Source organism: Pontibacter ruber, from assembly GCF_023630205.1.
Taxonomy (GTDB): domain Bacteria; phylum Bacteroidota; class Bacteroidia; order Cytophagales; family Hymenobacteraceae; genus Pontibacter; species Pontibacter ruber.
In genome coordinates, this window is record NZ_JALPRR010000001.1 from 1,065,861 (window position 1) to 1,080,540 (window position 14,680).

General features: G+C 50.2%; 12 protein-coding genes. 7 read left to right on the top strand and 5 right to left on the bottom strand.

The window, feature by feature from the left end; all coding sequences use genetic code 11:
• Positions 1–540 carry a 3-hydroxyanthranilate 3,4-dioxygenase gene (locus tag MJ611_RS04730; RefSeq protein WP_250428360.1) on the bottom strand — a complete coding sequence of 180 codons (540 nt, stop codon included), beginning with the start codon at positions 538–540 and terminating at the stop codon, positions 1–3.
• A 121-nt stretch (positions 541–661) separates the two neighbouring features.
• Here MJ611_RS04730 and MJ611_RS04735 point away from each other — a divergent pair, with 121 nt between their 5' ends.
• The 5 genes from MJ611_RS04735 to MJ611_RS04755 all read left to right on the top strand — a co-directional run bounded on the left by MJ611_RS04735 (position 662) and on the right by MJ611_RS04755 (position 6,016).
• Positions 662–1,450: an SDR family oxidoreductase gene (locus tag MJ611_RS04735; RefSeq protein ID WP_250428361.1), complete on the top strand. Its 789-nt coding sequence runs from the start codon at positions 662–664 to the stop codon at positions 1,448–1,450.
• A gap of 80 nt (positions 1,451–1,530) precedes the next feature.
• Positions 1,531–2,973 (top strand): aldehyde dehydrogenase, encoded by a 1,443-nt coding sequence (locus MJ611_RS04740; protein WP_250428362.1) that lies wholly within the window; start codon positions 1,531–1,533, stop codon positions 2,971–2,973.
• A gap of 11 nt (positions 2,974–2,984) precedes the next feature.
• The gene (locus tag MJ611_RS04745; protein ID WP_250428363.1) at positions 2,985–3,545 is read left to right on the top strand and encodes a hypothetical protein; all 561 of its coding nucleotides are present in this window, start codon (positions 2,985–2,987) and stop codon (positions 3,543–3,545) included.
• A gap of 243 nt (positions 3,546–3,788) precedes the next feature.
• The gene (locus MJ611_RS04750) at positions 3,789–5,060 is read left to right on the top strand and encodes a chloride channel protein (protein ID WP_250428364.1); all 1,272 of its coding nucleotides are present in this window, start codon (positions 3,789–3,791) and stop codon (positions 5,058–5,060) included.
• Positions 5,061–5,149: 89 nt separating this feature from the next.
• Positions 5,150–6,016 (top strand): RelA/SpoT domain-containing protein, encoded by an 867-nt coding sequence (locus MJ611_RS04755; protein ID WP_250428365.1) that lies wholly within the window; start codon positions 5,150–5,152, stop codon positions 6,014–6,016.
• Positions 6,017–6,021: 5 nt separating this feature from the next.
• Here MJ611_RS04755 and MJ611_RS04760 read toward each other — a convergent pair whose 3' ends face one another.
• From MJ611_RS04760 to MJ611_RS20615, 4 genes are all read right to left on the bottom strand, one after another.
• Positions 6,022–6,825 (bottom strand): YybH family protein, encoded by an 804-nt coding sequence (locus MJ611_RS04760; protein WP_250428366.1) that lies wholly within the window; start codon positions 6,823–6,825, stop codon positions 6,022–6,024.
• A 213-nt stretch (positions 6,826–7,038) separates the two neighbouring features.
• Positions 7,039–9,276 (bottom strand): S9 family peptidase, encoded by a 2,238-nt coding sequence (locus MJ611_RS04765; RefSeq protein WP_250428367.1) that lies wholly within the window; start codon positions 9,274–9,276, stop codon positions 7,039–7,041.
• Between the two features lie 179 nt (positions 9,277–9,455).
• Entirely contained in the window at positions 9,456–11,003 is a 1,548-nt protein-coding gene (locus MJ611_RS04770; RefSeq protein ID WP_250428368.1) for an OmpP1/FadL family transporter, read from the bottom strand.
• Positions 11,004–11,025: 22 nt separating this feature from the next.
• On the bottom strand, positions 11,026–12,276 hold the full coding sequence (locus MJ611_RS20615) for a hypothetical protein (RefSeq protein WP_317233133.1): 1,251 nt from the start codon (positions 12,274–12,276) through the stop codon (positions 11,026–11,028).
• A 182-nt stretch (positions 12,277–12,458) separates the two neighbouring features.
• On the opposite strand from MJ611_RS20615, the gene proS reads away from it, so the two are divergent.
• Complete coding sequence (gene proS / locus MJ611_RS04780) at positions 12,459–13,937, top strand: proline--tRNA ligase (RefSeq protein WP_250428369.1); 1,479 nt, start codon at positions 12,459–12,461, stop codon at positions 13,935–13,937.
• A 268-nt stretch (positions 13,938–14,205) separates the two neighbouring features.
• A complete protein-coding gene (locus MJ611_RS04785; protein ID WP_250428370.1) occupies positions 14,206–14,679 on the top strand; it encodes an NfeD family protein in 474 nt (157 codons plus the stop codon).
• The last annotated feature ends 1 nt before the right edge of the window (position 14,680 follow it).

Below are 14,680 nucleotides of genomic sequence, written 5' to 3' on the forward strand. Positions count from 1 at the left end.
TTATTTAACTGCTTCGGCAGGCTTTACCGGAGGTTGCAGCACTTCCCCACACTTCTTGCAGGTGCGCAGGTCTTCGTTGTCCCAGAAGTTGCCCATGATTACCGGCAGCTGCTTCACGATGTCGGTTACTTCGGTATAGTCTTCGTGCAGTTTGTTGCCACAGTTCTCGCAGAACCACATAAATCCGTCCTTCTCTCCTTCACGTCGGTAGCGTTCTATCACAAGGCCTACGGTATTGGCAGGGCGTTGCGGCGAGTGCGGCACGCGTGGAGGCAGCAGGAATATCTCCCCTTCCCGGATCGGAATATCCACCGGTTTGCCATCTTCTATGATCTTCAGCACAATGTCGCCTTCCACCTGGTAGAAGAACTCCTCGCTCTCGTCGTAATGGTAATCTTTGCGGGCATTGGGGCCGCCCACCACCATCACAATAAAGTCGTCGTTGCCTTTGTATACCTGCTGGTTGCCTACAGGCGGCTTAAGCAGGTGGCGGTGTTCGTCTATCCACTGCTTAAAGTTGAAAGGTCGTTGTATGGCCATAGTTTTGTAGCATTAGGTTGATATGTTGAAGGTACGCAAAACCAACTGAAATTGGTAGCTATTGTTTGGCTGGCTTTCGTACTTCTGCACAAGTTTAAAGCCTTTTCCGTACATTTATCTTATGAATTTAGACCTGACAAATAAACGCGCCATCGTTTGCGGCAGCACACAGGGCATTGGTAAAGCAATAGCCGTGGAGCTGGCACAACTTGGGGCTAATGTTACCTTAGTAGCCCGAAACGAAGCTAAACTACAGGATGTACTTAAACAGCTGGACAGCAGCAAAGAACAGCAACATGATTTCGTGGTTGCAGACTTCACAGACCCGTACGGACTGAACCTGACCATACAGGCGTATGTGCAGCAGGCTGCAACCATACACATACTGGTGAACAACACCGGTGGCCCGGCCGGCGGATCGATTACAGAAGCTATTTCTGATGAATTTCAGAATGCCTTTAACCAGCACCTGATCGCGAACCACTTGCTGGCGAAAGCTGTGATACCGGGCATGAAAGAAGCAGGGTATGGCCGCATCATCAACATCATCAGCACCTCGGTAAAACAGCCGTTGCACGGGTTAGGTGTATCCAACACCATACGTGGCGCGGTGGCGAGCTGGGCTAAAACGATGGCAAATGAGCTGGGACAGTTTGGTATAACTGTGAACAATGTGCTGCCCGGCGCTACCCGTACCGGCCGCCTGGAGTCTATCATCGAAAACAAGGCCAACAAAACTGCCAGCAATATAGACCAAGTAGAAGAAGAAATGATGGCCGAAATACCAGCCCGCCGCTTTGCTGAGCCGGAAGAAGTAGCAGCCGCTGCTGCATTTCTAGCTACACCAGCCGCAGCATACATCAACGGCATCAACGTGCCGGTTGATGGTGGCAGGACGGGGTGTTTGTAGAGTTGTTGATTGTTAATTGGTGATTGTTGATTGATAATTGATCGCCCATTCCTAATTTGTAATTCATAATTGCGAACGCAGTGAAGCTTCAGAACTACATAAACGGCCAATTGGCAGCACCGGTAGCAGGAAAGTATATCGACAACTATAACCCGGCTACCGGCGAAGTATACTCTTTGATTCCCAATTCAGACGAGCAGGATGTGGAGCAGGCAGTGCAGGCTGCGCTGAAAGCTTTTCCGGCATGGTCTAACACGCCTGCCGAGAAACGTGGACAGATCCTGATGAAGATCGCCGACCTGATCGACCAGAACCTGGACCGTTTGGCCGAGGCTGAGTCTGTAGACAACGGCAAGCCGCTGAAACTGGCGAAGTCGGTGGATATACCTAGAGCCAGCAGCAACATGCGCTTTTATGGCACAGCTATTCAGCATTTCGCTTCGGAGGCGCATTACATGGAGGGCACCGAAGCCATTAACTATACTGTGCGCCATCCGCATGGCGTAGCCGGCTGTATCTCGCCCTGGAACCTGCCTTTATACCTGTTTACCTGGAAGATCGCTCCTGCCCTTGCCGCCGGCAATTGCGTGGTAGCCAAACCGTCTGAAGTAACGCCGATGACAGCTTACTTGCTTTCGGAGATATGCATAGAGGCCGGATTGCCGGCAGGCGTGCTGAACATCGTGCATGGTTACGGGCATAAGGTTGGTGCGGCTATTACGGCGCACCCGAAGGTTCCGGTTATCTCCTTTACAGGCGGCACCACTACCGGCCGTACCATTGCGGCCACGGCAGCACCTATGTTCAAGAAGCTGTCGCTGGAATTGGGAGGCAAGAACCCGAACATCATCTTCGCCGATTGCGATTTCAACAACGCGCTGCATACTTCCATCCACTCCTCTTTTGCCAACCAGGGTCAGATCTGCCTTTGCGGCTCCCGCATTTTCATTGAGCGGCCGCTGTACGAGCAATTTCGGAATGCCTTTGTAGAGAAGGTACAGGCCATGACAGTAGGTGATCCGATGGAGGAAGGTACCAAACTAGGTGCCGTGGTATCAGAGCAGCACATGCAAAAAGTGTTATCTTACATCGAGCTGGCTAAACAGGAAGGCGGAACTATACTTACCGGCGGACACCAGGTGCAGGTAGAAGGACGGTGCCAGAACGGTTGGTTCATCGCCCCTACCATCATCGAAGGACTCCCTTACAACTGCCGCACCAACACCGAAGAGATCTTCGGCCCGGTAGTAACGCTCACCCCTTTCGACACCGAAGAAGAAGTAATCCAATACGCCAACTGCACCGACTACGGCCTCTCCGCCACCATCTGGACAAACAACCTGCAGCGGGCACACCGCGTGGCGCACCAGGTACACTCCGGCATCATTTGGATAAACACCTGGCTCCTGCGGGATTTAAGAACGCCTTTCGGCGGCATGAAAAACTCCGGCGTTGGCCGAGAAGGCGGCTTTGAAGCACTACGCTTCTTTACCGAGCCGCAGAATGTTTGTGTGAAGTTGTAGGTATGAGGCGCGTGAAAACTTTATTTTCAACCATCATTATACTTCTCTTGTGCTCCCTTCAATCGATAGCACAAGCAGGAAATGATGATTTAATCACAGCCACATCTGCGGGAGAAATCTCACTAGGAATGCCAATCAAGGATGCTCTGAAACTGGCTAAGCGAAAGTATAAAGTTGAAGAAGTTGAAAACGGTTTCCTGGTTTCTTTAAAGGATGAGAAGCTGTTTTACTTTGGCCGGAAAACCCAAGAAGACATTACTGGCTATATAGAAATTTACTCTCCTAAGTTTAAGACAAAGGATGGTTTGGGAGTAGGTATTCCAATAGCAGAAGCAATAAAGGGAAAGAATATTCAAATGGGCTATGATGGACCTAGTGATGAGGAATATTTAGTGCCAGATGAATTTCAGGTTCCAGATGAATACTTTTATGAATCACTTTGTCTTTTTTATGTGAGTTCAGACGAAGATGAACTTCTAGGAGATTATAGCTCTTCTGATAGCGAAGAAAGCACCTATAACTTTAAAACAAACGGCACCATTTCTAGAGTTGTAATCTATTATTGGAAATAAGCCCATGTGTTCTCCTTCGTAAATAATTATAACTCGGTCTTCAAAATGAAAGGCTCCTGCTGTCGCGAACTTGCATAAGAGAACCATAAAAGCCTAACCTCTCCTCCACCAAGATTCTTCCAGATTGACAGGGGAACTATACTTTATATTTCCTTACCTGATCCTTTTTTCCCATACCTGTACTTCCGCCTTAATCTCCCACAGCCTCTTACCCCCTCCCCAATTTATCCGTACCTTTGCTCGATGGACTTTAAGAGACGACGACTGGCTGTTACGCTCCGTAACCAGATAAATTATCCTTTGCAGTTTAACCCCTTTGTGTTCAGCAAGATCTTTTTGCTGTGGGTTGCCATTGGCATAGTGGGCGGCGTTATTGCAGGGTTGTACTGGACGGTGCTCGAAGGTTTTCTTCATTTCCTGGCACCTATTCAGGGACTGTGGGTTATACCTTTGATGGCTGCGGCTGGCTTGCTGGCAGGTATCATCATCCATAAACTTGGCGACCCCGGCGAGATGGATCTGATCGTAAACAACATCCGCTTTAAGGGCGGGCACCTGGAGCCGAAGAACAACCCCTCCATGATCCTGTCGTCGTGGTTGTGTATTGCCAGTGGCGGCAGTGCCGGACCGGAAGCGCCGCTGGTGCAGGTGGTGGGCTCTACCGGCACCTGGATCGCCAAGAAGCTAAAGATTCGCGGCGAGGACCTGCGCTCATTAACCATAGCCGGTATGGCTGCTGCCTTTACCGCCTTGTTTGGGGCACCGCTGGGCGGCACCTTGTTTGCTCTCGAAATTCTGCACCACAAGCACGTAGTGGAGTATTACCAGGCGCTTATACCTGCCTTTGTAGCCAGCTGCTCCAGCTACGTTATCTTTATACTTATCACGCACATCGGTATCGGCCCAACCTGGAATTTCCCGGTGTATTCCACGCCCGAGCTCAACGACTTTTTCTATGCCATGCTGTATGCGCTGGCAGGTACGGCAGCAGGCTGGCTGTTCATTTTTGTGGTACGACAGTGCCGTAGTGTGTTCAAGAAGTTTGGAGTGCCGATCTATGTAAAAATGATGGCGGGTGGGCTGCTGATCGGTACCATTGCATACTTTGTGCCCCTCTCCCGCTACTTCAGCCACGACCAATTGAATGTACTGCTGGAAGAGAGCTTTACTGTAGAGTTTTTGATTATACTTTTAATAGCCAAAATCTTCGCCATTGCGCTCACCGTTACCTCAGGCTGGCGAGGTGGTTTTATCATTCCGCTGTTCTTTGTGGGTGCTACCGTAGGTATGATCGTAAACAACCTGTTTCCGGGTCAGAACCTGCCGCTGATCATGGTAAGCTGTATGGCTGCCATCAACGCCTGCGTTACGCGCACTCCGATCAGCACGATTATACTTCTGTCAACCTTAACCGGCTTTCATCATTTTATACCAATCATGTTTGCCAGCCTTACAGGCTTTTTCCTGGCACCAAAAACACCGCTTATAAATGCACAGTTGGGTGTAGAGGAGTAAAAGGCAGCCTTAATACATTGATGGTCTGTAACATTTCGCGTTAAATCGGATATACTTTGTCAGGAGGGCTTTGGTAATGCCCTCACGCAATGAGCAAAAGCAGTTTTACCGATAAAGCCAGCTTACGTTTTATACTTTCCATACTTGAGGAAAGCGAGGAGAACCTGCATGCGCAGGGCATTGAGGCACAGGAACTGGTAGCAATCTACAACGATTATACTTCCCGGCTCGATGAACTCGAGGACGTGGCTTTGCTCGTAGCCAACGCTCTGAAGCGGCAAAAAGATGTGCACGCCGTGCGCTACCGGGTAAAAGAACCGCTGCACCTGCTTAAAAAGATCATCCGGAAGAAGCAAGAGTACCCGAACCGACACGTAACCACCGGCAACTACCTGGAGTTTATAAACGACCTGGTGGGCGTGCGCATCCTGCACCTCTACAAACAAGCCTGCCACGATATCGGGAAGTACATACAGCAGGTCTGGGAACTGAAACGGGAGCCTTATGCCTATGTCAAGAGCCAAATGACATCCTATGCTCAACAGTTCGCCTCCGATAAGTACAGGATCTTTGTGAATGAGCGGGGTTACCAGGCCCAGCACTACATTATAAAAGTAAGCCCGAACCGGCGCTTATACTTTGTTGAGGTGCAGGTAAAAACCCTTTTTGAAGAAGGCTGGAGCGAAATAGACCACTGCATCCGCTATCCCGACCACAATCCGAATGAACTGTTGAACAGGCTGCTCTGGCTGCTGAACCAGTTTACCTCCAGGGCCGATGAGATAGCGATACAGATACAGGCGCTCGCAGAAGAACTGCAAAAGTATAAACTTAGCCCAAAATCAAAGCCGGAAGTAACAGTAGCTCAGCTCCACGGCCACATAGACAGGCTGCCCGTTGAGGAACAGGAAAAGCAATACCTGTACGCCTGCCTGGCCAGGCTGACAGGCAGATGATTGTGCTATTTCTTACCCGGCACCAGGTTGTGCGCTGCCAACTGCCACTTCCCCTCAAGCACTTTCCATACTTTCAGGTAGTAACCGCTTTCTGCCTGCTCGCCTGAGCCACGGGTATAGCTGCCATAAGTAAAAGCCATGTCGGCTGCCGGCGAAATGTCGTGGCCGAGGGTGGTATAGGTTACATCGGTTTCCGATTTGGTGGTTTTTTCTTTGAAGTGATACGGGTAAACGCCAGCCCTGTACACGATGGTTTCAGGATGATAGGCCTGCGTGGTGGCCGTATCCTGCTGCAGAAGCTGCGCTTCGGTGCCTTTGGCTGCTTTCCCTTTTGCCGGTGGGGTTGGCTGGTATACTACTTTTTTTATCAGGTCCGGAGAGAACGAATTTCCCATATCAACGGCGACCTTCCACTTTCCATCTGCCTGCTTTTTCCACACCGATAAATAGAACCCTGCCCCTGTTGGTTTCTCGTCTTCGGGCTTGGGTCGGAGCTCGTAGGGCCCGGTGGTATAGCCCCAGTCGGGGGAGGCAGAAATATCGGCGTAAGCAGGATACCAACTCAGTTTCGCAGGAGATTCGGGCTGCTTGCCATACCCTTCTTTCCCGTTCACTGGCCCGGGCAAAAACACGATGGCGTCATCTGCCAGGTTCTCCAGGAAAGCGGCCTTTATTCCATTTTTAACAGAAGCAGCGGAGAAAGCGCGCTCGGCGTTGGCCATACTTTCAAGAGCCTTATCGCGGGCAGCATTGTTGGTTTGAAAGCCCCCGAACAGGAGCAGCAGAAAAAGTAGAAATGGCTTTATCATAGTTTTAGAGCATGGGTTGCAAACAGGTTATACTTGCGTTAAACCATTATGAGTTAATAATTTAAGGCAAGTATAAATGTATACTTATACGTTGTATACAGTTTTATCTTTCTGCCTCTTTTTATACTTCTTAAAGTATAGTTTCATAAAACCCGCAAACATAAAAGGCCCGCCTTGTGCAGGCGGGCTTTTATACTTTCATTGAATTTATACTTACTGGTTGTTCTTCTCTGTAGCCGGGTTGATCAGGTTGCGCTCCAGGAAGTCGGTCATCATCGTGAAGCGGTGCAGGCTGGTAATGCCGCCACCCACGCCGTGGTTACGGTTCGGGTAATAGAAGCTTTCGAACTGCTTGTTGGCGCTGATCAGGGCGTCCTGCATTTCCACCGCGTTCTGGAAGTGTACGTTATCGTCGCCGGTACCATGGATGAGCAACAGCTCGCCCTGCAGTTTGTCGGCAAAGAACAGCGGAGAGTTGTCGTCGTAGCCGGTTGCGTTCTCCTGTGGTGTTTTCAGGTAGCGCTCGGTATAGATGCTGTCGTAGAATCTCCAGTTGGTAACAGGCGCTACCGACACACCGGCACGGAACACACCGTTGCCTTTGGTCAGGCCCAGCAGCGTCATGTAACCGCCAAAGCTGTGGCCCCAGATACCGATGCGGTTCTTGTCCACGTATGCTTGGTTGCCCAGCCACTTGGCTGCTTCGATCTGATCTTCAATCTCATACTTGCCCAGGTTTGCGTAAGTCACTTTCTTGAACTCGGCGCCGCGGGCACCGGTACCACGGTTATCCACGCTTACCACGATGGCGCCTTTGTCGGCCAGCACCTGGTACCACAGGTAGTTGCTGCCGCCCCAGCTATTGGTAACAGTCTGCGAGCCCGGGCCGCCGTACACAAACATCAGCACCGGGTATTTCTTGTTCGGGTCAAAATCAGTTGGCTTGATCATCCAGCCGTTCAGCTGCGTGCCGTCTGACGTTTTCATGGTAAAGAACTCCTGCTTGGCGATATTGTACTGGGCCAGTCGGTCGCGAAGCGCTTTGTTATCTTCCAGCACCTTGATCAGCTTACCATCTTTGGCGGTGTGCAGGCTAACCGTAGTAGGTGTGTTGGCTGCAGAAGCATAATCCAGGTAGTACTTGAAGTCGTTGCTCATGTTGATGTTGTGCGTACCGGCTTCTGTAGTAAGGCGCTTCTTGTTTTTGCCTTTGCTGCTGATGCTGTACAGGTGGCGGTCCAGCGGCGATACTTCCGTTGACATGTAGTAGAGCACGTCGTTCTTCTCATCAAAGCCTACAAAGCTGCTCACCTCCCACTTGCCTTTGGTGATCTGGCGCTCTAGTTTGCCATTCATCTTGTACAGGTACAGGTGGTTGTATCCGTCTTTTTCAGAAGAATGGATGAAGTGCTTGCCATTTTTCAGGTAAGTCAGGTCATCAGTAATATCGATGTAAGCTTTGTCTGTTTCTTTCAGCACCACGTTGGCTTTGCCGGTAGTAGCGTTGGCGTGCAGGATCTCAAGGGTATTCTGCAGGCGGTTCATTTTCTGGATTGACAGCAGGTTTGCGTCGCTTGTCCATTTGATGCGCGGAATGTAGATGTCGGTTTCGTTGCCGGTGTCCATCTTTACGGTCTGGCCATTGCCCACGTTGTACACCGATACGGTCACAACAGAGTTGGCTTCGCCTGGTTTCGGGTACTTGAACTTGTAGTCCTTCGGATACAGCTCTCCCCACATCTGCATGTTATACTCGGGTACCTTTGTCTCGTCAAACGTATAAAAAGCAATCTTGGAGCCGTCCGGTGACCAGTGGAAGCCCTGTGCAAAGCTGAACTCCTCCTCATATACCCAATCGGCATAACCGTTGATGATGGAGTTGAACTTGCCGGTGTTGGTGATCTGCGTTTCCTTCATGTTGCTCAGGTCTGTGAAGAACATGTTGCCTTCGCGGGCAAACGCCACGCGCTTGGCATCCGGCGAGAAGGTAGCGTACATCTGCTTGCCGCCGCTGCTCAGTTTGGTCAGCTTTTTAGAAGCAATGTCATACACATAAAACTCTGCCTTGGAAGAGCGGCGGTAGATCTGCTCCCGGTCAGTAGCAAAAAGTACTTTCTTCTCGTCTGAGCTGAAAGTATAATCATCAAACTTTATTGGAGCTGTGCTGCCTTCCGGCTTCAGGTCTTCGCCTTCGATGATGGTGTTAACAGGCTGGCCTGTGGTAACATCATACTTTACAATATCGGTAACACCGTTTTTCTCGTCGGCTACTTCGGAGCTGTAGTAGCGGCCGTCGTTCATCCAGTTTACGCCGTAAACCGACTTAGCCGCGAAGGTGCCCTTGCGGTAGATATCCTCCAGGGTGACCTCCTTTTTCTGTTGCGCCTGCGCCACAAAGGCAAAACACAGGAGCAAGGCAGCCAAAAGGTTTGTTTTAAGGTTGATATGCATGTGTAGAATGGTTGTTATAGTTTAGCATGCTAATTTATCAGAATAATGTGGTTTTGCCATAGTTTGTAGCTAAAACCATACTTGGGCAGTTGCACAATGTATAGTATAGCATTTAAAAAAATAAGCGGCAGCCCCTTTCGGAGCCGCCGCTGCACTGAAAACAGGAATGTTTCAGGTCTTTAGAAGTTATAGCCTAGTGTAAACATCACTGTACTTTGCTTATCTTTTATACCTACTACGGGCTCCCCACCATCCGAGAAAGTATAGGGTGAGTACAGGCTTTCGCCTGTAGAGTGCACATAGGCTCCGTCCAGGTAAAAGTTCTGCAGCCTGAAGCCGGCACCGAGGGTAAAGCTGTTTACTTTGCCGTCGAAGCTGCTGTTCTTGTACGGATTGGAGTTAATGGCATAGCCGGCCCGGAACCTGAATACCTCGTAGCGCCCTTCGGCACCAATTTTATAGTTCACCGCAGACTTATACAGACTGGAGATATTGTTGTTAACAGTTGTAAAGTAGCTGCTGTTCGTAGAGCCAAACTCATCATCTTCCCTGAACTTGTTGTCGCTGTAATCCACGTACTCTATGTCCGCTGTTACAAACCCATACTTGCCGATAAATACCGCAACACCGCCGTTCGCTCTGAAAGGAGTAGTCAGGTTATAGCTAAACTCTCCTGGTATTTCCGACGCACTGGTGTTTTCCGGCTGTTCTGTCTCCGGGTTCAGTGTGGTAGCGTAAAGCGTGCGCTGGTACTGGTCAGTCAGGGTATAGGCAGTAGGGGTTTGGATGCTGGCACCAATCCTTACAGCATCAGATGGCCGTGCAATAACACCAACCCGCAGGTTTATACCATTGCCCCTTGTTGTAAACTCATCGCGTAGTTCCAGGCTATAGTCACCTTCCAGGATAGGCTCGTTATTTTCATCGAACTGATCAATGTAGTGCCCTGATTCACGGAAGATACTCTCCTGCGTAAAATCAGTGGTTATGATGCCAACAGAGGCACCCAGGTATACTTTGTCTTTATAGTTTGTACCAATGCCAATGTCTATCTGGTTCTGAGAACCTCTGCGCTGTACCTCTTCCTGCTGGCTTATGTCGCCCACACTATAAAGAGGGTTTGCATAGGAAGTTGCCTGCCCGTATTCATCGAAGAAGTTGATAAGATAGTTGCCGTAAGCCAAACCTGCCAGTGTGGTATAATTGCCATACTCTGCATCCAGATCGGCCTCGGTGCGGCCGGTAGCCTGTACGGCAAAGTAATCGACAATGGTGTTGGGCGGCTGAATGGTATTGCTGTAAGAAAACTGCTGGTTAAAGTTGTTGATTCTGTTTAAGCTGATGCCAAAGTTTATGCCTTTCCAGTCTTTGTCTTCGTTGTCGCCACTGTTGCTGATCACAACGCCTGCACTGGGTATGGTAAAAACATTATGGTCTTCTGACGAGGAGAAACCGTTTGTGTTAGCATCTGTAGATCGTAATTGCAACCCTGGGCTTAAACTTACCTCCGATCTGCGGAACAGGCCTAAGCCGGCCGGGTTACTGATCATAGTGGAGATATCGGCACCTAAAGCCGTCTGAGCCCCGCCTATACCTTGAATACGTGCAGATCCGGAAACACCTAAACGGCTGTAGCGCAAAGCATCCGTTTCATTTTGGGCAAAAGCGGTTCCGCTCCAGCTTAGCAGAAGTGCTAAGCTGGCCGAAAACATGATATATTTCTTCATTTACTGTAGCTGAGTTTGTAGGTTATTGTCCTCTTCGTGGGCGACCACCACCGCCACTGTTGTTGCTTGGAGCCGGTGAGCTGCTTTCGCGGCGTGGCTCGTAGCTTGGTGAGCTGCTCTCACGGCGTGGCTGCTCATAGCTTGGGCGGCTCTCAATGTTACGCTGCTGGCGAATTGGCTGGCTGCTCTCGCGACTAGGCACACTTTCACGCATTCTGCGTGGGGCTCTTTCCTGCGGCTGTGCCGGCCTCACCTCACGGCGCTGTACTGGCTGCTGCTGCTGCTGTATAGCAGGTTGCTCATTTACCCGTTGCCTGTTAATATTTCGCTCGCTGCGGCGGTAATTCGGACTTCCTGTCGGGTTAGGTGTTGCAGGCAATGCCTCTCTGGTATTGGTGCCAGGCACTATATCGGTTCTGGTGTTGCCACGGGCAGGGCGTGCAGGTCTGTTTGTTGTATTTGCCGGATTAACAGCATCTTGCTGTTGCTGCACCGACTGGTCCTGTCTGCGGTTCGGTCTGCCAACTACACCGGTTGTCGGCACTGTGGCTCTGTCTTCACGCGGGCCATACTGCACTTTTCTTGAATGTACCACCGGGCGATCGTACCAGTAGTTGTGGCCGTAATAGCCACCATAACCGCCATAACCATAACCATAGCCATAATATGGATGGCAGCTCCAGCAGCCATAGCCATATGGTCTGTACGGATACCAGTTACCCCAGCCATAAGAAAGCCCTATGCTGATGGTGAACGCACTGCCGTAGTAAGGGCGGTAAGGTCTGTAATAAGAATCGTACATGAATGGATCATAGAACGGATCATAATATCGGCCGTAGCCACCATAGCGGCTATAGCCCGGATACCATGGATCGTACACCGCATTGGCCCATGCAGGATCAATGTAAGAATAGTTTGGCCTGTACCAGTTATCGCGTGGGTTATACCTGCGGCCGTCGTAATATTCGTCTCCTTCGTAATTTTCTGTCGATACCGCACTCTCAGACGAGTATTCCGGGTTCAGCACCTCGCCCTCTGACAGCACCTGTTCTTCGCGGGCAGGTGGTGCGGTTTCGTTAGATCGGGCAGGGGCCGCCACTTCGTAGGAGCGGGTCGAGGCCAGTGCCTCCTGCTGCTGAGCATCTCTGGCTCTGTCTGCGGAGCTGTAGTACAAATCGTCGTACTCGGTAGCCTGCATGGCCGTTGGGCCGCTGCAACTCACTCCGATCAAAGCGAGCACCGGGGCTATAGTTAAGATAGATAATTTTTTCATGGCCTCCTGAAGGTAAAACTTCTTCTATATCAAAGATAAGCACATTCGCACAAAAGCATGTCAATAGTATAATTTATTAACGTAATTTTGAGCCGGAATGATTTCCATACTTTATTGCTAAAGCAAAATCTATTCCAAAAAGATTAACAAAAGACGATATAATTAAAAGATTTTAGAAAAAGATGAGCAAAGGGCTACCTAAAAGAAGCGAAGACTACTCCTTGTGGTACAACGAGCTGGTAAAGAAGGCAGGCTTGGCGGAAAACTCAGCGGTGCGTGGTTGTATGGTGATCAAGCCATATGGTTACGCCATCTGGGAGAAGATGCAGCGCGTGCTGGACGATATGTTTAAAGCAACAGGCCACTCCAACGCCTATTTCCCTCTGTTCATCCCCAAGAGCCTGTTCGAAGCCGAAGAGCAGAATGCCGAAGGTTTTGCGAAGGAGTGTGCTGTGGTAACCCACTACCGCTTACAGACAGACCCGGACAAGCCCGGCAAGCTGCGCGTGGACCCAAATGCCAAGCTGGAAGAGGAGCTCATCGTGCGTCCTACTTCCGAGGCTGTGATCTGGAACACCTACAAAAACTGGATCCAGAGCTACCGCGACCTGCCTATACTTGTAAACCAGTGGGCAAACGTAGTGCGCTGGGAAATGCGTACGCGCCTGTTCCTGCGTACAGCAGAGTTCCTGTGGCAGGAAGGCCATACAGCACACGCTACCGCTGAGGAGGCTATCGCCGAAACAAAACAAATGCTGGAAGTATACGCCACCTTTGCCGAGCAGTACATTGCCCTGCCGGTAGTGCGTGGGGTAAAAACGCCAAACGAGCGTTTTGCCGGCGCTCTGGATACGTATTGTATCGAAGGACTGATGCAGGATGGCAAGGCATTGCAGGCAGGTACATCGCACTTCCTGGGCCAGAACTTTGCCAAGGCATTTGATGTGAAATTTGCCTCAAAAGAAGGTGGCCTGGAGTATGTATGGGGAACTTCCTGGGGTGTGAGTACCCGCTTGATGGGTGCCCTGATCATGGCGCATTCTGATGACGAAGGGCTTGTACTTCCTCCAAAACTGGCGCCTATCCAGGTAGTGATCGTGCCAATCTACAAAGGCGACGAGCAACTGGCGCAGATCAGCGAGAAAGTGCTGCAACTGAAGAAGGAGCTGGAAGCAAAAGGTATCAGCGTGAAGTATGACGACCGTGATACCGAGCGCCCTGGCTTTAAGTTTGCCGAGTGGGAGCTGAAAGGTGTGCCGGTACGCATTGCCATCGGTGCCCGCGACCTGGAGAACGGCACTGCCGAAGTAGCCCGTCGCGACACCAAAGAGAAAGGCTCGCAGCAATTCGACAGCCTGGCGACGTACATCCCTGCCCTGCTCGACGAGATCCAGGAGAACATCTACAGCAAGGCCCTGAACTTCCGGGAAGAGAACACCACCAAAGTGGATACTTACGAAGAGTTCAAGCAGGTGCTCGAAACGAAAGGCGGCTTTGTACTGGCCCACTGGGACGGCACTTCAGAAACAGAAGAGCGCATCAAGGAAGAGACCAAAGCTACGATCCGTTGCATCGCCCTTAACACCCCGGAAGAAGAAGGTGTGGACATGCTGACCGGAAAACCATCGAAGCAGCGCGTATACTTTGCGAAGGCTTATTAAGTTCATTTTTCGCTTTTCGTTATCCGTTTTTCGAAAGTATACTGTAACATAATTACCTCAAGCGCCTCTGCCGGTTTCGGTGGAGGCGCTTTTGTTTCAGCCAGATGTTAGCTCCCGGATTTCAGACGCAGGACGCTGCTCCTGATTTTATCGTTTAAAGAAATGGAATTCATAATTCATAATTCATAATTCATAATTCATAATTCATAATTCATAATTCATAATTCATAATTGCTATATTTACCTAGACAAGCACCAGCGCACGCATATGCTATTAGATTGGTTAACGGTTATTCTGCTGATCGGCATTGGTCTGGTCCTCATCATTGTGGAGCTGATCTTTGTGCCGGGCACCACTGTTATTGGCATACTTGGTTTTGTGCTGGTAGCCGTTGGCGTATGGATTGGCTATGCTGCCCTGGGCACTAACACCGGGCATGTGATACTTGCCGCCTCCGTGCTGATCGGGTTCGTCGCATTTTTTCTCAGTTTCCGTTCCGATGTATGGACTCGTTTTGCCCTAAAAGGACGCATTGAGAGCCGGATGAACGAGGAAAACCAGCAGAACCTGGAGGTCGGCGAAATGGGTGTTACACTATCTGCCCTGCGTCCGCAGGGTACGGCCATGTTCAGGGAGAAACACCACGAAGTACAGACAAAAGGAGAATTTGTGGATGCCAATACCCCGGTGCGCATCATCAGCATCACCCCTAACAAAGTTATAGTAGAAGCAATAAGTTAAA

Coding starts and splice junctions, on each gene's coding strand:
- MJ611_RS04730 (WP_250428360.1), bottom strand. CDS start 540: ATGGCCATACAACGACCTTTCAACTTTAAGCAGTGGATAGACGAACAC.
- MJ611_RS04750 (WP_250428364.1), top strand. CDS start 3,789: ATGGACTTTAAGAGACGACGACTGGCTGTTACGCTCCGTAACCAGATA.
- MJ611_RS20615 (WP_317233133.1), bottom strand. CDS start 12,276: ATGAAAAAATTATCTATCTTAACTATAGCCCCGGTGCTCGCTTTGATC.
- MJ611_RS04785 (WP_250428370.1), top strand. CDS start 14,206: ATGCTATTAGATTGGTTAACGGTTATTCTGCTGATCGGCATTGGTCTG.
- proS (WP_250428369.1), top strand. CDS start 12,459: ATGAGCAAAGGGCTACCTAAAAGAAGCGAAGACTACTCCTTGTGGTAC.
- MJ611_RS04760 (WP_250428366.1), bottom strand. CDS start 6,825: ATGATAAAGCCATTTCTACTTTTTCTGCTGCTCCTGTTCGGGGGCTTT.
- MJ611_RS04735 (WP_250428361.1), top strand. CDS start 662: ATGAATTTAGACCTGACAAATAAACGCGCCATCGTTTGCGGCAGCACA.
- MJ611_RS04770 (WP_250428368.1), bottom strand. CDS start 11,003: ATGAAGAAATATATCATGTTTTCGGCCAGCTTAGCACTTCTGCTAAGC.
- MJ611_RS04765 (WP_250428367.1), bottom strand. CDS start 9,276: ATGCATATCAACCTTAAAACAAACCTTTTGGCTGCCTTGCTCCTGTGT.
- MJ611_RS04755 (WP_250428365.1), top strand. CDS start 5,150: ATGAGCAAAAGCAGTTTTACCGATAAAGCCAGCTTACGTTTTATACTT.